General features: G+C 55.5%; 18 protein-coding genes and 2 pseudogenes. 4 read left to right on the top strand and 16 right to left on the bottom strand.

Translation table 11 applies throughout. The features are described from left to right. Positions 1 to 157 precede the first annotated feature (157 nt). The 16 genes and pseudogenes from PVT67_RS07695 to PVT67_RS07620 all read right to left on the bottom strand — a co-directional run bounded on the left by PVT67_RS07695 (position 158) and on the right by PVT67_RS07620 (position 11,521). A complete protein-coding gene (locus PVT67_RS07695) occupies positions 158 to 634 on the bottom strand; it encodes a DUF4410 domain-containing protein (protein WP_301499319.1) in 477 nt (158 codons plus the stop codon). Positions 635 to 1,244: 610 nt separating this feature from the next. Further along, positions 1,245 to 1,655, bottom strand: coding sequence for a hypothetical protein (locus PVT67_RS07690; protein ID WP_301499318.1), 411 nt, complete (start codon positions 1,653 to 1,655; stop codon positions 1,245 to 1,247). Positions 1,656 to 1,734: 79 nt separating this feature from the next. Beyond that, positions 1,735 to 2,232 carry a hypothetical protein gene (locus PVT67_RS07685; RefSeq protein WP_301499317.1) on the bottom strand — a complete coding sequence of 166 codons (498 nt, stop codon included), beginning with the start codon at positions 2,230 to 2,232 and terminating at the stop codon, positions 1,735 to 1,737. Positions 2,233 to 2,340: 108 nt separating this feature from the next. Continuing rightward, positions 2,341 to 2,712 (bottom strand): energy transducer TonB, encoded by a 372-nt coding sequence (locus PVT67_RS07680; RefSeq protein ID WP_301499316.1) that lies wholly within the window; start codon positions 2,710 to 2,712, stop codon positions 2,341 to 2,343. 92 nt (positions 2,713 to 2,804) lie between these two features. Continuing rightward, on the bottom strand, positions 2,805 to 3,200 hold the full coding sequence (locus tag PVT67_RS07675; RefSeq protein ID WP_301499315.1) for a hypothetical protein: 396 nt from the start codon (positions 3,198 to 3,200) through the stop codon (positions 2,805 to 2,807). Between the two features lie 85 nt (positions 3,201 to 3,285). Then, the gene (locus tag PVT67_RS07670; RefSeq protein ID WP_301499314.1) at positions 3,286 to 3,795 is read right to left on the bottom strand and encodes a hypothetical protein; all 510 of its coding nucleotides are present in this window, start codon (positions 3,793 to 3,795) and stop codon (positions 3,286 to 3,288) included. Between the two features lie 82 nt (positions 3,796 to 3,877). Continuing rightward, positions 3,878 to 4,279, bottom strand: a complete 402-nt coding sequence (locus PVT67_RS07665) for a hypothetical protein (protein ID WP_301499313.1) — start codon at positions 4,277 to 4,279, stop codon at positions 3,878 to 3,880. Between the two features lie 69 nt (positions 4,280 to 4,348). Next, positions 4,349 to 4,729, bottom strand: a complete 381-nt coding sequence (locus PVT67_RS07660; protein WP_301499312.1) for a hypothetical protein — start codon at positions 4,727 to 4,729, stop codon at positions 4,349 to 4,351. 70 nt (positions 4,730 to 4,799) lie between these two features. Next, positions 4,800 to 5,432, bottom strand: coding sequence for a hypothetical protein (locus PVT67_RS07655; RefSeq protein WP_301499311.1), 633 nt, complete (start codon positions 5,430 to 5,432; stop codon positions 4,800 to 4,802). Between the two features lie 92 nt (positions 5,433 to 5,524). Continuing rightward, positions 5,525 to 5,860, bottom strand: coding sequence for a hypothetical protein (locus tag PVT67_RS07650; protein WP_301499310.1), 336 nt, complete (start codon positions 5,858 to 5,860; stop codon positions 5,525 to 5,527). Between the two features lie 71 nt (positions 5,861 to 5,931). Beyond that, positions 5,932 to 6,522, bottom strand: coding sequence for a hypothetical protein (locus tag PVT67_RS07645; RefSeq protein WP_301499309.1), 591 nt, complete (start codon positions 6,520 to 6,522; stop codon positions 5,932 to 5,934). 1,320 nt (positions 6,523 to 7,842) lie between these two features. Further along, positions 7,843 to 9,066, bottom strand: a complete 1,224-nt coding sequence (locus PVT67_RS07640; RefSeq protein WP_301499308.1) for a GGDEF domain-containing protein — start codon at positions 9,064 to 9,066, stop codon at positions 7,843 to 7,845. Positions 9,067 to 9,189: 123 nt separating this feature from the next. Next, a pseudogene (locus tag PVT67_RS07635) lies at positions 9,190 to 9,606 on the bottom strand (GNAT family N-acetyltransferase); the annotation flags it as partial. A 75-nt stretch (positions 9,607 to 9,681) separates the two neighbouring features. After that, positions 9,682 to 10,359, bottom strand: a pseudogene (locus tag PVT67_RS07630) (glutathione S-transferase family protein); the annotation flags it as partial. Positions 10,360 to 10,795: 436 nt separating this feature from the next. Further along, the gene (locus tag PVT67_RS07625; protein WP_301499307.1) at positions 10,796 to 11,059 is read right to left on the bottom strand and encodes a hypothetical protein; all 264 of its coding nucleotides are present in this window, start codon (positions 11,057 to 11,059) and stop codon (positions 10,796 to 10,798) included. A gap of 27 nt (positions 11,060 to 11,086) precedes the next feature. Then, positions 11,087 to 11,521, bottom strand: a complete 435-nt coding sequence (locus PVT67_RS07620; protein ID WP_301499306.1) for a MarR family winged helix-turn-helix transcriptional regulator — start codon at positions 11,519 to 11,521, stop codon at positions 11,087 to 11,089. 70 nt (positions 11,522 to 11,591) lie between these two features. Here PVT67_RS07620 and PVT67_RS07615 point away from each other — a divergent pair, with 70 nt between their 5' ends. From PVT67_RS07615 to arsJ, 4 genes are all read left to right on the top strand, one after another. Next, the gene (locus PVT67_RS07615) at positions 11,592 to 12,785 is read left to right on the top strand and encodes a multidrug effflux MFS transporter (protein ID WP_301499305.1); all 1,194 of its coding nucleotides are present in this window, start codon (positions 11,592 to 11,594) and stop codon (positions 12,783 to 12,785) included. A 74-nt stretch (positions 12,786 to 12,859) separates the two neighbouring features. Continuing rightward, positions 12,860 to 13,204: a metalloregulator ArsR/SmtB family transcription factor gene (locus tag PVT67_RS07610; RefSeq protein WP_301499304.1), complete on the top strand. Its 345-nt coding sequence runs from the start codon at positions 12,860 to 12,862 to the stop codon at positions 13,202 to 13,204. Positions 13,205 to 13,253: 49 nt separating this feature from the next. Then, positions 13,254 to 14,255, top strand: coding sequence for an ArsJ-associated glyceraldehyde-3-phosphate dehydrogenase (locus PVT67_RS07605; protein WP_301499303.1), 1,002 nt, complete (start codon positions 13,254 to 13,256; stop codon positions 14,253 to 14,255). Beyond that, positions 14,255 to 15,427, top strand: a complete 1,173-nt coding sequence (gene arsJ / locus PVT67_RS07600) for an organoarsenical effux MFS transporter ArsJ (protein ID WP_301499302.1) — start codon at positions 14,255 to 14,257, stop codon at positions 15,425 to 15,427. Before PVT67_RS07605 ends, arsJ begins: the two co-directional genes overlap by 1 nt. The last annotated feature ends 312 nt before the right edge of the window (positions 15,428 to 15,739 follow it).

Raw genomic sequence — 15,739 nt, 5'->3', positions numbered from 1 at the left:
CAAGGCCAGGCAGCGCCGCCCCAAAGTGGTCAGGAGGCGTCGCCGGGTAAAGGCCTAGTCGCCGGCCTCGGTCCAATAGTCATTCATGAGCGCCTTGGACCACTCGGACTGACGAAGCTCCTCCCGGGTAATAAATCGGGGGTTTTTGGCATAAGCGTTATTGGGTGCCGGTAGTGACGTAGCGCACTATCTGGTCCGCATGATCTTCAATCAAACCTCTGGATGTAAAGAGGGCCGAGGGATTTTTGGACTCAACCGTAAAGGTACCCAGGACAGTGTCCTTCTTGCCATCATGGATGGTGACGGTGCTTTGCATGTTGTCCGAGCCGGCCATGGCGCCAACCAGGGCCCGGGCGGCACCAGGGCGCATGTAATAGTGCGTTATCACGATGTCGATGGTGCGGGCCGGATGCTGGCCATCGGCCAGCTGGCCGCTGGCGCCAAGCTTGGCATTCAGGCGGTCTTTGAAAATGCCCAGCGCCTTTTCAGGCATCTGCCCGCTCGCTTCCACCTGATAGGAAATGCTTGCAGTCGGATCAGCGGTATAGGGGCCTTGCGCATGCATCCTTGTGCCTGCACATCCGGCAAGCAAAAAAAGCACAGAGAAGAGAGAGGACTGAATAATACGCTTCACGATAAGAAATCCTTTTGAAATGGTTTACCCATGCCGCTTGAGGTCAAAATAGCGCTGTCTGGCATCGCCTCTAGCCGTTGACGGCCCCCCCAGAGGGCAGGCATCTTTGTTAAAAGAAGGTACCTGAAAAAGAAGCCGGTGAATAGGACGCGGCCTCAAAAGACTCGATAAAGAAGATGATTCATACGGACAGCGCTTTGAGTCCAGGTGAAAGGAAAATAAAGCCAACGCAAACCCGATAAAAGGTCCTACGCCGGCCACTTTCTTTCTCGCGGATATTTTCACAAGATTTTAATCGGCACGGTCAAAGCGACACACATCCGAGCTAAAAACCACCTAAAGCACCAAACGTTTCGGCTAAACCATAAAAAGCGTCAATTCACTCTCACCTTACTTGAATATCTTTGAAAATGTCTGGCTGATAAACCTTGACATGTTGTCTTTTTGGTAGTCCTCCATTGTGGCATAAAAAACCAAGCCACCGATGACCAAAGCCGCGACGACATACAGGGATACTTTCCTGGCCTTACTGTTCATTGGGTATTCCTCTCAGTGAGTGAGGCGTGTCCGTTAAAGCGGGTGAGGTCCAAAAGGCAACAACACCGCCTTGTTAGGTGACGACATTCGCAAACTCCTTCTCCCCAAGTGGAAAAATTCGGTTATTGAAGTCTTTTGGTGACAGCACTTTTGAAGCCACTTGCTGTGCACCCTGATCACCCTCCCAACAAAGAAACACTTGGAGTTTGCCACCCTCAGTAAGAATGTTACCTAAGTATGACGAGAGTTCTTGAATACTTTTATCACGGGCTTCTTTTTCAATGCGCCCATCTTTCTCTGTGGACATGAAGCCACAGCTGCAACCTTGATGAGAGCCAAGATACATGACGTATGGCAGAGAGAACTGCGCCTTCACCGGCGCCTCTTCAGGGGTCAATTCCTGGGTGTTGAATGAGGGGTTTTCTTCGTCCCAAAACACACGGTAAAGTTCTTTGTCTGAAGCAAGATAGAGTGCCCAGCACATAAATCACCTAACGACCAGTTACACGGTGCAAACGAAGCGTAGAAAAGTTTGCGTCCGAACGAGCACCTTGTTATGTTATTTATTCATTCGGAAACTGAAAATCATTGGACACTCTCTCTGTTGTATATTTATTCCCGGAGCTATAGTTCTCGTATTCAAATACCTTTTTGTCCAGTTTAATTATTTTATACGCATCATAATTATATGGTTCTGCGGGGTTCGACGGAAAAAATTTATTACCCTCAACAAAACCACGAAATATGGTGAAGTAGACTGGACCCGAAACCCCCCACTGTCCAGCTTCGGTTTGTTCTTTAATTTTTCCGTCTTTGTCGTGAATACGAAAAATGGTCTTGTAGGTTCCTTGAGGAAACCTTTCGACTATCTCCTGTTTCTTACCCCCATCCTTGGTCGGTTGGCTCCCATACCATTTACCGATCATAAGGTTCCAGGTTTCTTCCTGCGATACCGTGAGTGACGGTTTTTCTGATGTTACTGGCGCAGAGGATGTATTGGCGATAGCACATCCTGTAGCTATGAGCGTAATAAAGGCAGTGAAGCCGCTTGCGATTCTCATGATTCTCCTTTCACATAACGCCCTGTTAAAAGGCTAAATATAGTTATCCAAAATTAGCGACAAAGAAGCAAAAAGCCAACTGAATTTTGCCCCTTTTTTAACAGTTTGTTATATTTTAAACTCCACCGTTTCTTCTCGGTATACCTTTACTGTTTTACCGTTTAAAAGTGCAGGTTTATAAACCCATTTACAAAAAGCCCTTTTGGCTTCTGTTTCAAATACACCTTTTGGTTGAGAATCAATAACTTTAATTTCTGTTACTTTACCATTTTCAGTTATAACGGCTGACATTTTTACCCAACCTTCTACTTTTTCTTCAAGCGCTTTTTTAGGGTAAATGGGAGAGATATGAATAATCCACTTCGAGGGAGCATCTACTTGCTCAAGTTGATACACATTTGGATCAGTATTTTGAACTGCCTGATTAGAGGCACAGCCAATTAAATTAAAACAGAGTAGTATAGTTAGAAATTTACGCACGAATCATCCTTAAAATATAACGCCGCCAACAGCGGCCGAGCGTAGCGAGGTCCAGCCCCGCAGGGGCGATGCTGATTGGCCTTGTTAGTGGCCTACGCAACTTGAACCTCTTTAAAATTGGGATTTTCCTCGAACAGCTCTTTGAAGAACAAAAAGCAGCCATCAGATGCACTCATTTTGTTTTTTCCAAATAGCTTTTCTTTGAAACTTCGCTGTTTATCAACTTGAAATACCCACTCCAATTCGTGATTCGGATCATCACCTTCTTCAAAATAGGCGCATGAACCAATTAGGTAGTTATTACCCTCATACGATAGTTCGCAATACCAACCCCAATCTTCTGCATCTGGCTCGGTAATCTCAAGATTCCCTTTAAGTTCGTTTCGCAACCATTCCAATAACGATAGGCCATATATTGGATTGATAGGATTCTCTCTTTCCTTAGAAACATCAAACATTGACGTCTTGAAATGTATTGTCTGGTTCATATCTATCCTAAGCCACTAACGCCGCCAGCAGCGGCCGAGTGAAACGAGGTCCAGCGACCAACGGGAGCGCTGCTGGCTGGCCTTGTTAACTGTTGAACTCCTCAACCCATTCTTTGTGCTGCTCGATAAAGTTTTTCCAGTAACATTTTTCACCTGATATCTCATTCAGCTTTTTCTCAATGGCTGAAAGCTCTTTAGTATCTGTGATTGTATTTTCATCTGGGTCTATGCGTGCGGACTCTTGTTTGCTAAGGCAGCTTAAGTAGGAAAGAGTTTCGAGGAATGAAGGCAACGAAGCAGAAACTAGCTCCGCGCTCCACTCACCCATGCCGTGCATTGAAGTATAAACGGGTAGCAATGGTTGGTTTGTATCTACGAAGAACGGATCTCCAACTACTGTGTCCGTTCCGATAACAATCCAACCCTTTTTCCAATCACCTTCGTTTGAGCCAGTTAAATCAGTACCGTCTGGATGTAAGCTAAAGCCTAGCTGAAGGTCATTAATACTGTTCTCATCCGCAATACTGAAACCATTGGCGCCAAAGTAAACCTCTTTGAGGCCACTCAATTTTATTGCGTCAATAATTTTTTGCACCGAAATCTCCTAGAGCAGTTAACGCCTAAAGCAATCGCGCGCGCTTTTTTGCGCGTCGGTTTGCCTTTACTTGTTAGTACTTTTACCACCATTTTTCGAAATTCCCTAATCTCTCTGCTATTTCAGATAACTCTGTAGAATAGCCATTTACCTTTAATGAGATTCGACCAAGATCAGACGAGTCTTGTGTAAAAATTTGTGTAATGAATTCATTTCCAGACTTGGTAAAGATAACAACCGGGTTATAACTCAAATCTGACAGCGTTGCGGTACCATTCTCTAGGCTCACCAAAGTCTTAAGTTCTGAATGAAAATCATCTATAGCTGAACACTCAAACCAACACTCTAATATTTCAATGCTTGCCTTTTGAAAGGGCATGTTCCATGTAACACCTATATTAAAAGCTACGGATGGGAGATGATCATCTACGCCCGAAACATTAAGAGTTACTTCCAGCTCAGAATTTCTTATTAGATGGAACATATTTTCCTTGAGTACTAACGCTCAGTTAAAACGAGTGTGCTTTTCTGCACTTCGTTTTTCAACGACTTGTTAACTACTTTGGGGGATATTAAATGATTTTTCAAAGCCATTACCTTTTACTCTGATGATTCCATCATTCTCATTCCATAAGGCGGATTCAACTAGCCCGATAAAAGTATCTGTTACCCAAAGCTTCTCGTTACTTTCCGCGTAGACAAAGTAAAGATTGCCCGTTGGTGCATCTTGTATAAGAGCTAATTTACCTGAAGAAGCAACAGACATAAAACCGCATTGACCTAAATCTAATTCGTCATAGAAGCAATGTTGAAAATGGCCAATAGACTCAAAACTCGAAGCACTCGGCTTGGAAATGATGTATTGATGGAACCCTGCACCAGCGCTGCATCCACTAAGTGTCAAAGTTAATAGCAAAGGCCAATTATGTCGCATATGTAGTTAACGCCACACATCAGACGACTGAAAACCGCGCAGCGGCTTTTGGGTCGGCTGAATGTGATTGTTATACCTTTTCATGACTCAGCTTTGGCTTGAGGTATTTTTCAATTTCCTCGATCGCCCTAATAAGATCTTGTTTGTATTCATCGGGCTCCTCGCTCAAATTGTCGTACATAATGTCGCGAGCTTTCTTATCTATGTTTCTTATGGCCCCTTTTGACGCTTCATCGGTATCGGGGTTTATGAGTTCAACGTAATGGCGAATTCGCGTAAATAATTCATGCTCGAGACCGAATACCCCTTTAAACAGTTCTTTAAGCTCCGTGCCCCAAATGGCTTCCGCTTCAAGTAGGTCAGCATATAGCGTTGTTCTTTCAGCTTGAACTTTGTCCCATCTTGCTTGATAAGCCTTCGAAGTGCCGTAGAAACGTATTTGTTCGCGGGACATTGTTTTAGCTTCTTCCTCTGGCGGAGAAGGCATTTCGTGCGCCCACATTGCAGGATGACGAACACCATTAATCGCGTCTCTGTATTTGAATACAGACACCAATATTCGGCGCGAAAGCTCGTATTCAGATTGCCCCTTCAATTGGCGCTGCCAAGTACCTAGGCCTTTCACGGCCACAACCGCGCCAGTAATTGCAGCACCAGAAAGCACAAGATCCTTTAGCAATGTGACTATTTCAGTGCAGGTCACCTGATTCTCCTTAGGTATAACGCCCGCAGCACGCGCGGCTTTGTAGTGAAGGCGAAGCCGCAACGGAAAAGCCGTCGCTGTGACTGCGATTGTTATGCATTTTTGTCATCGAACACTTCTTTCCTAAGGTCCTCTTTGACCTCTTGAGGTTCGAAGGCGTGGCGCAATATGTCCGCCGGGTAGATTTTCCCAGCCTTACGAGCCTGGATAATTTTCTCTATATCAGCGGGGGATGTGTTTTGGTTTGCTAGCGCTACCGAGACACTTGATATTTCCGCACGCCTAACCATGAACACGTGCATTTTCTCAACACTCAGTCCGGCGTAATACCCAGCGGCGATACATGAGGCCATATCCCTTGGGAATGCGCCTTCAAATTCAGCCGCCAGGGTCTTTCTGTACTCTTCGAAATATTCATCGAGTTTCAATGCTTACTCCTGATGCATAACGCCTTTGTTTAATTGTGAGGGGCTTTTTCCGAGTCAATTACAACAACTTGTTAGTTTTCATTTATACGGCCAGTACTACTCAAGGTTTGAATTAACTCTTTAAAGGCATTCGCGCACCTTACATGCGAAGATGCATTGTATGAATTTTCATATTCTCGACCATCTAGCAAAAATAAGTGCATGTTATTCCGCATATCCCAAACCCAATTTAAATCATCATGCAATGTTTGCGTAATAAGATCGTTTTCTAAAAGGTATTCAGTTCTTTTCTTAAAAGAACGCTGCCTACCGACAACACCTGAAAGGTAATCGGAAAGGATACCCTCAATCAATGCCCCTCCAAGGAATATAAAGACCTTTATTAACATGTCTTTCGCTGTTGCAGCTATATCCGTTCTGACCAGTAACCAAAGAATGCTATCCGTTAAAATTAAGGTGTACGATAAATTCGATTTTAGATCTTGAGATTGAACGAACTCTAGCCGACTACGCTGCTCACTAGCAGTCCTAAGATAGCCACGAGGAAAGCGAACCTTTGCGTCTTGCCGATTTTCGCGACCACAATAATCTTGAATTTCTTGAAGGATTTGACCAGCCTTTCTGACAGCAACGGCAAGTTCTTCATCTGTTTCAATAGGCATCCATATTTCCCGAAAACTAACAGCGTAATAGTGCGCATGCGCGCTTTGTCTCATTGGACCAGTGCCTATAAGGTTGTACAAGGCGCTGATCCCCCTATGTATTTCACCAGTGTCATAATATGTCCAAGGATGAAAACGAGCATGCGCGTTATCATTCCAGCCCTGGCTCGACTATCTACTCATCGGATCACGATAAAACCCGCCCCATCAACCACTTACTACTGGTTGGAGGTGAAAAACGCGCATTGGCCGGGGAGGATAGTGCGCATCTGTCTGCGTCCAATGCCGTTCATACTGTATGCCCATCCAGAAAACTGAACGACGCAGGCCATCCTTTCACACCCAGCCAAACCTGCAGATAAGGCCCCGGAGCCCCTTTTAAGTGGAGCGCCTTACTGCCGGGAGTGAAAGGCCAGCCGAGACAGGACGTCGAGGCAGGCGAATACGTGCCGGGAGCGCGTATGAGCCGGTGGCCTCCGAGCGACCAGAGGTAAGGACATCGCGTAACGTCAGGGGCGGTGCCTTTGGATACTTTGTGCGAAAACAAAGTATCACGCCCGCCGGTGCGGGAACCGGCATGTAAAGCAACTCGCAGTTACAAAGGAAATTCAATAAATACAATGAACTAAGACGGGAATCTGTCTTTCGAAGAGCCAAGCTACCGCCCCTGGAATGCACTAATCCAGTCATCCGTGACTCGTTGTATTCTTCCTAAACAGTCCCCCCTTAGGAAACCGTCCCTGGCGGGGCACCCGGCTCGTACATCCTGTGTACTCGCGTTCGCCTGCGTCAAAGCAGCACTTTGACTTCGAGGCTCCCCACCCTTGAGTCACAGCTCCCAATTGCTGATCGCTTCCCTATCATCAGTCTTGCTTTGAGGCGCCATCTGATGATCCCCCCTTGGGACACCGTCCCTGGCGGGGCACCCGGCTCGTACATCCTGTGTACTCGCGTTCGCCTGCGTCAAAGCAGTGCTTTGACTTCGAGGCTCACCCACCCTTGAGTCACAGCTCTCAATTGCTGATAGCATCCCTGTCATCAGTTTCGCCAATAGGCTCCCCTAATGAGGTCCCGACTCCCGACCCATCCCTGGTGGGCCTTCCAGCTCGGCCATCCGGTGATACTCAGACCTTCCTTGGTCTTCGCCCTGCGGGCCATCGTCGCTAGCTCCAATGTTCAAGCCTCGGCGGCCCCAACCGTTCCCAACGATTTTGTCGCGTAAAACTGCGTCAAAGCGGTGCTTCAACTTCGAGTTTTACCTAACTCCCGACGCTAACAGAGGGTTAACTATCTGTAAAGCAAGGCATCAGGGTAGAAGCGCTAAGCGGCCACCACACAGTTGCGGCCTTTCTTCTTGGCCTGGTAGAGGGCCTGGTCGGCGGCCTTGATCAGCACCTCGGGCTGGCCCTGACCTTTTTGCTTCTCGGCGACGCCGATGCTGACGGTGATCTGCACCTGCTTCCGGCCCTTGGCTCCCCTGCCCCGCTGCTCGGCACTGCCCTGCTTGCGCTTGGCTTTGTCGCGGATGATGAAAGGGGTATTGGCGATCAGCTCCCGCACTTCCTCGAGGTATTGGACGGCGCTGTCACGGCTACGGCCGGGGAAGATCAGGGTGAACTCCTCGCCGCCGTAACGGAACACCTCACCGCCACCACCGACCTGGGCAATCTTGGCGGCCACCATGGCCAGGACGTCGTCCCCCACGTCGTGGCCATAGCTGTCGTTGAAACTCTTGAAGTGGTCGATGTCGAGCATAGCCAGGCTGTAGTGGCGGGACAGGCCTGCCAGCCGTTCGAAGAGCTTGCGGCGGCCGTTGAGGCCGGTCAGGGCGTCACGGTAGGCGAGATCATGGGAGGTCTTGATGCCGGTCACCAGGGCTATGGTCAGGGCGGCACTGGCAAAAAGGCTGGAGACGAAGGGCCAGTCCAGAAAATAGAGGGGCAATAGATTGGCCAGCATGACGAACAGCAGGCCGGCGCCGAGGGTGTCTTTCCTGCGCAGAAAATGCACAGCACCGGCCAGCAGCGCCAGGGCGCCGAAGACCAGGGCGGCCAGGCTGACCACCAGCCCGTCAAAGGCATGGAGGGCAAAATGCTGGTCCAGCCAGGTGACCAGGACGGTGCCAGCCAAGGGGTAGGCGGCGACCGCCAGCAGCAAGGCCAGCACCACCAGGCAGTAGAGTAATAAGGCCTGGGGGTGGCCCAGGCCCCGCTCGCTCAGCAGCTGGTTACAGAGCAATGCCAGGGGTAGCCCCAGGCTCAACAGATCGTAGCTGTAACGCACCAAGGGGTCACTGATGGGGGCCTGCAACAGGCCCTGGATCAAGCCATAACCCAGCAACGTCAGGGCCACGCTCAGCAGCAACTGGCGCTTGGCAAACTGCAAGGCCAGCCAGAGCCCCACTGCCCCCAGGGCATAGGGCAGCCAGGCCAGGGCCGGCAACCATTGGCCGGGGATCCGGTCGCCATAAAGGGTGGCGGCAGTGGCCAGCACCAGTATGACCAGGGGCGTGGTGAGGGTAGCGAAGAGCGGGCGCTGCGCCATCAGGATTGTCCTTCAACTGCGGTTGCTGGGGCGACGGTAACCTTGCCAGAAAAAGGCGACCATAACCTGTCGCTAATGAAGGGGCCAGGGAAGACAAGGCGGCTTCGCCTTGCCTATCCCTGCTCAGTTGGCAAAGAGCTTGAGCTCGGCGTCCGCCCCCGGAGGCAGCACCCTGCCCTGCTCGGCGAGGCCCAGCTTGCGCAGCAGCCTGCCCGAGGCCTGGTTGTCTTCGGTGGTGATGGCCAGCACCTTGGTGATGCCCTGGGCGCGGCCCTGGGCCATGACGGCCTGGGCCGCTTCCAGGGCATAGCCCTGGCCCCAGTGGTCGCTATGGAGGGCAAAACCGATGTCAGGATGGTCCAGGTAGTCGCGCTGCAGGAAGCCGCAGAGGCCGAGAGGGGTACCATCGTGAAGGCTGATCAGGTAGAGACCAAAGCCGTGCTGTTGGTAGCTGGTGCGGGGGCCGTCCTGAATATAGGCCTCGGCGCCCTTGAGATCCCGGATCCCCCGGTCACCGATGAAACGGATCCAGGCCGGCTGGTTGAGCATCTCGAGCACGAAGGGGGCGTCATCGAGGTTCAGCTCACGCAGCGCCAGCCGCGCCGTCTTCAGCTTGGCCCGCCTATCCGCCAGCCAGGTGCCGGCCGCCTTGGCTTCGGCCTCGTGGCCGGGTTCGCGCCAAGTCTCCAGCAGGGCGGCCTGCTCCCATTCCTGCATGGCGGGCAGGGCCAACAGCCGCTGCACATAGGCCTCGGCCTGGGGGCTCAAGGCAATGCCGTAACCGCAAAAGCGGAAAGCGACGGGGGCGAAGAAGGCGTCGACGGCGCTGAAGGCCGGGCCAGCAAGGTAAGGGCCGCCGAAGCGCTCCAGGCCTTCCAACCAGAGCTCTTCGATACGCTTTATTTCGGCGTCCAACGCCGGGCTGCGCTCAAAAAGCTGTACCCTCAGGCCGCAGTTCATGGTGCAGATGTTACGGAGGTTGGAAAAGCCCGAGTGCATCTCGGCACTGGCCGAACGGGCAAAGGCGCGGGCGGCTTTATCCGCCGGCCAGACGCCGTCGAACTGCTCGGCCAGGTATTCGGCGATGGCCAGGCTGTCCCAGACGGCCAGGCCGCCGTCCACCAGGCAGGGGACCTTGCCGTTGGGAGAGAAGCTGCGGAACTGCTCGAAGTTGTCCCCCTCGCAGAAGGGCACCAGTATTTCCTCGAAGGGAATATCCAGCACCTTCAGCAGCAGCCAGGGGCGCAGCGACCAGGAGGAATAGTTCTTGTTGGCGATATAGAGCTGGACCATGACGACTCCCTTTGGCTGTGGAGCCGCCACGTTAACGCGGTGATAAGCGCCTGTAAAGCCGGGTTATTCGTCGGCCCAAGGCATTTCAGGGAGCATCGCCAGGTGGCTGTTCCCGTAAAGAGCTGGGCCAGGCCCGCCTCGGATCACGGCGCTTTTTTATTCTTCGGCCCAGGGCATTTCCGGGAGCATGGCCAGGTGGCCGTCCCCGTAAAGAGCAGGGCCAGGCCCACCTCGGATCACGGCGCTTTTTTACTCTTCGGCCCAGGGCATCTCGGGCAGCATCGCCAGATGGCCGTTCCCGTAAAGAGCAGGGCCAGGCCCGCCTGGCGTCAGAGCGCTGTTTTTACTCTTCGGCCCAGGGCATCTCGGGCAGCATGGCCAGGTGGCCGTCCCCGTAAAGAGCAGGGCCAGGCCCACCTCGGATCACGGCGCTTTTTTATTCTTCGGCCCAGGGCATCTCGGGCAGCATGGCCAGGTGGCGGCCGTAACGGGCCTCGTCGAAGGCACCGCCCTCTTCCACCACGGCCTGGATCTCCAGGGCCAGGGCGCAGGCGATGTACTGGACGGCCTCTTCGCGGTCCATGCCGGTCATGGTCAGGCGCAGCAGGGTTTCCTTGACCTTGATGGGGTGGTTGTCGGCCAGCTGGTTCTCGACTATCTCGATCAGTTCCTGCTCGCTGAAGCTGTCTGGGTTGCTCATGGGCGTCTCTTGGCAAAACAAAAGCGCCTATGATGCGCCAGTTTCCCCTTCCCGGCCCAGGCATTTTTGCAGCAGCGCCGCCAGCTGCGCCTTTTCCTGAACCCCCAGGGGCGCGAAGAGGGCACCGTAGGCCTGGCGGCGGGCACTGTTGACCTGGGCGGCCCGGCGCTCCCCTTCGGCATTGAGATGGAGGCACTGGCAGCGCTGGTCGGCCGCATCGACGCGCCTTTCAAGGAAAGGCTCCAGGCTGGCCAGCAGCCGGGTAATGGTGGCCTTGTCCCGGCCCGTCTTTTCGGCCAGTTGGCGGCCATTGATGCCGGGTTCCTGGCCTATCAGGGTCAGCAGCTGGGCCTGGGGCGGGCTAAGCTCAAGCCCCTGGGCGGCCAAGGCCTGGTTGAACTGCTGGCGCATCTGGCTCATCAAGGCGCTGAGCCGGGTTTCGAGGTGGAGGTTGTCTGTCATGGCATCACTAAATTAGTTGAACTAATCAACCATCTCTTTTAAGGTGGCCCTTGTCAACAAGGGAGTCATGATGACAGAGCACAAACCCATCCCCGGCTTCGCCCTCTTCCTGGCCATGACCATGGCCCTGGGGCCGCTCGCCATAGACACTTACCTGCCCGCCTTCCCTGTGCTGGCCCAGGCGCTGGGCAGTGAAGTGCACGCCATTTCCCTGTCCATCTCCCTCTACGTCTTCGTGCTGTCCTTCGGCCAGCTGGTGGGCGGGCCTTTGTCCGACCGCTGGGGCCGGGCGCCGGTGATGCTGAGCGGCCTCGCCATCTTCGCCGGCGCCAGCTTCTTCATCAGCCAGGTCACCAGCCTGGAAGGCCTGCTGGCCTGGCGCGCCGTGCAGGCCTTCGGCGGCGGCTGGGCCGTGGTCTGCGTGCCGGCCCTGGTGCGGGACAGGCTCTCGGGCCGGGAAGCGGCCAAGCTGTTCAGCCTCATCGGCCTCATCATGGCGGCGGCCCCGGCCTTTGCCCCCAGCCTCGGCAGCCTGCTGCTGACCGCCTTCGGCTGGCAAAGCATCTTCGGGTTCCTCGGGCTCTACGGCGCCCTGATGGTGCTGGTGCTCAAGGCCAGCCTGTTCCGCGGCCGCCAGCAAAAACCCAAGGCCCAGGCCATCAGCGCCTGGCGCCGCTACGGCGCCGTGCTGGCCACCCGCCCTGCCCTGCGCTACCTCTTTATCCAGGCCATGGCCTTCTCGGTGATGCTGCTCTTCATCACCCATTCCTCCTTCATCTATCAGCAGCACTTCGGGGTCAGCCCCGGCACCTTCGCCATGCTGTTTGGCGCCAACATCGGCATGATGCTGGTGATGAACCTGACAAACCGCCGCCTGCTGGGCCACTTCGATCCCCACCCCATACTGCGGGTCGGCCTGCTGCTCCAGGCCCTTGGCATAGGGGCCCTGCTGCTGGTGCTGAGCTTCGCCCCCAGCTTGAGCCTCTTCCTGCCGGCCATGATGCTGACGGTGGGGGCCATGGGTGCCATCAGCCCCAACAACCAGGCCTGCTACATGGAGTATTTTGCCGAGCACGGCGGCACGGCAGCAGCCCTGATGGGCGCCCTGGCCTTCAGTCTGGCCGGGGTGGTGTCGGCGCTGTCGGCGCTGCTGCCCGGGACAGTGACCGCCATAGTGCTGGCCCAGGCCGCCTGTTCGGCCCTCGGCCTGTTGCTGGCCTGGTGGCCAAGAGCCAGGGAAGCGGAAAAAGAAGCGGCGGCCTGATGGCCGCCTTTTTTTGGCCTTTTCACATTCACCATTCCATATATAATGATTGCCATATGTGAAAAGGAGCCGCCATGGATCCCCTGACTTTCTACAAATGCCTGGCCGACGACACCCGGCTGCGCTGCCTGCTGATGCTGGCCGCCAAGGGCGAACTCTGCGTCTGCGAGCTGACCGAAGCCCTGGCCCTCAGCCAGCCCAAGGTGTCCCGCCACCTGGCGCAGCTGCGCGAAGCAGGACTCTTGTCGGCCCGCCGGGACGGCAAGTGGGTCTTCTACCGCCTGGCCCACGAGCTGCCGGCCTGGGCCAGCCAGGTACTGGCCCTGAGCCTCGAGGGCAACGGCCCCTTCCTGGCCCCCCAGCTCAGCAAGCTGCCCTGCGCCATGCAGGGCCCCCAGGGCGCCAGCCGCTGCTGCTAAGTTTTTACCTGAAATTCCATATGCGGCCCAAAGGCCAAAGGAGCAAGTGATGAGCATCAAGATAGGGATCAACGGCTTTGGCCGCATGGGCAGGCTGGCGCTGAGGGCCGCCTGGAACTGGCCGGACTTCGAGTTCGTGCAGATAAACGACCCGGCCGGGGACGCCGCCACCCTGGCCCACCTCCTGACCTTCGATTCGGTCCACGGCCGCTGGCAGCATGAGGCCACCAGCGAGGAAGACGCGATCCTCATAGGCGGCAAACGCATCCGCTGCACGGCCAACAAGGCCATAGCCGACACCGACTGGTCGGGCTGTGACGTCGTCATCGAGGCCAGCGGCAAGATGAAGAGCAAGGCGCTGCTGCAAGCCTACCTTGACCAGGGCGTCAAACGCGTGGTGGTGACGGCCCCGGTCAAGGAAGAAGGGGTGCTGAACGTGGTGATGGGAGTCAACGACCACCTCTATGATCCGGCCAAACACCCCATAGTGACGGCCGCCTCTTGCACCACCAACTGCCTGGCCCCCGTGGTCAAGGTGATCCACGAGCAGCTCGGCATCCGTCACGGCTCCATGACCACCATCCACGATCTCACCAACACCCAGTCCATCCTGGATACCCCCCACAAGGATCTGCGCCGGGCCCGCGCCAGCGGCATCAGCCTCATTCCCACCACCACAGGCTCGGCCACCGCCATCACCCACATCTTCCCCGACCTCAAGGGCAAGCTGAACGGCCATGCGGTGCGGGTGCCCCTGGCCAACGCCTCCCTGACCGACTGCGTCTTCGAGGTGGAGCGGGAAACCAGCGCCGAAGAAGTGAACGCCCTCTTGAAGGCCGCAGCAGAAGGCCCCTTGAAAGGCATCTTGGGCTATGAGGAGCGGCCCCTGGTGTCGGTGGATTACAAGACGGATCCCCACTCCAGCGTCATCGACGCCCTCTCCACCCTGGTGGTGAACGGCACCCAGGTGAAGATCTACGCCTGGTACGACAACGAATGGGGCTACGTGAACCGCACCATGGAGCTGGCCCGCCTGGTGGGCGGTCTTTGATGCTGGCCAGCCTCAGCCCCATGGTGCGCCAGTACCTGCTGGTCACCGGCAACTACTGGGCCTTTACTCTCACCGACGGGGCCTTGCGGATGCTGGTGGTGCTGCACTTTGCGCACCTCGGCTACAGCCCCCTGGCCATCGCCATGCTGTTCCTCTTCTACGAGTTCTTCGGGGTGGTGACCAACCTGGTGGGGGGCTGGCTGGGGGCGCGCCTCGGCCTCAACAACACCATGAACCTGGGGCTGGGGCTGCAGGTGCTGGCCCTTTGCATGCTGCTGCCGCCCTCCTGGCTGACGGTGCCCTGGGTGATGGCGGCCCAGGCGCTGTCCGGTATCGCCAAGGATCTCAACAAGATGAGCGCCAAGAGCAGCATCAAGCTGCTGGCCGGCGGCAACAGCCTCTACCACTGGGTGGCGGTGCTGACCGGCTCCAAGAATGCCCTCAAGGGCGTCGGTTTCTTCCTGGGGGCGGCGCTGCTGGCGCTCTTGGGCTTTCAGGGCGCTATCGCGGCCATGGCGGCGGTGCTGGCCCTGGTGTGGCTGGCCAGCCTGGTCTTCTTGAGAGCAGACCTTGGCCGCGCCAAGAACAAGCCCAAGTTCACCGACATATTCTCCAAGAGCCGGTCTGTGAACCTGCTGTCGGCGGCCCGCTTCTTCCTGTTCGGGGCCCGGGATCTCTGGTTCGTGGTGGCGCTGCCGGTATTCCTGGCCGACCGCCTCGGCTGGAACAACTGGCAGGTGGGCAGCTTCCTGGCCCTTTGGGTGATGGGCTACGGCGCCGTCCAGGCCCTGGCCCCCAAGGTGACGGGAGCAACGGCCCAAGGCGCTGCCCGCTGGGCGGCGCCTCTCACCCTGGTGCCTGTGGCCATAGCCCTGGAGCTGGACGCCGGCTGGCCGCCGGGCACAGTACTGGTGGCGGGGCTGGCCTTGTTCGGGGTGCTCTTTGCGCTGAACTCGGCGCTGCACAGCTTCTTGATAGTGCATCTGGCCGAAGAGGACGGTGTGTCCCTGGACGTGGGTTTTTACTACATGGCCAACGCCATGGGCCGGCTGGTGGGCACAGTGCTGTCCGGCGCCCTCTACCAATGGGCAGGACTTGAGGCCTGCCTCTGGTTCTCGGCCGCCTTCCTGTTGGCGGCGACCCTCGTCTCCACCGCCCTGCCCCGCCATTGAAAAATGGCCGGCAATGCCAGTTCGTTGAGAGAGGCCCCGCAGTTTTCCCAGCGGGCTGGCATTAAAGATAGGATGGCAGAGCGTGACGCCAGCTCCCCTTTTATCTCAGGCCCTTCCACAACTAGAAGCTGCTTTACATGCCGGGTCCCGCCCCGGCGGGCGGGTTACTTTCTCTCTGTGCAAGAGAAAGTAACCAAAGAGTGCACCCCCTCGTTTCGCTCAATCCGCGCTGAAAGCCGCTTGCCGGGCACCGGTTCGTACGCGTGTCCCGACGAATACTCACCTGCTTCGCCATCCTTGGCTCAGCGGCCC

This window comes from Gallaecimonas kandeliae (genome assembly GCF_030450055.1).
GTDB lineage: Bacteria > Pseudomonadota > Gammaproteobacteria > Enterobacterales > Gallaecimonadaceae > Gallaecimonas > Gallaecimonas kandeliae.
The sequence above is the reverse complement of the archived record's forward strand: the minus strand, read 5'-3'. Positions and strand labels throughout refer to the sequence as shown.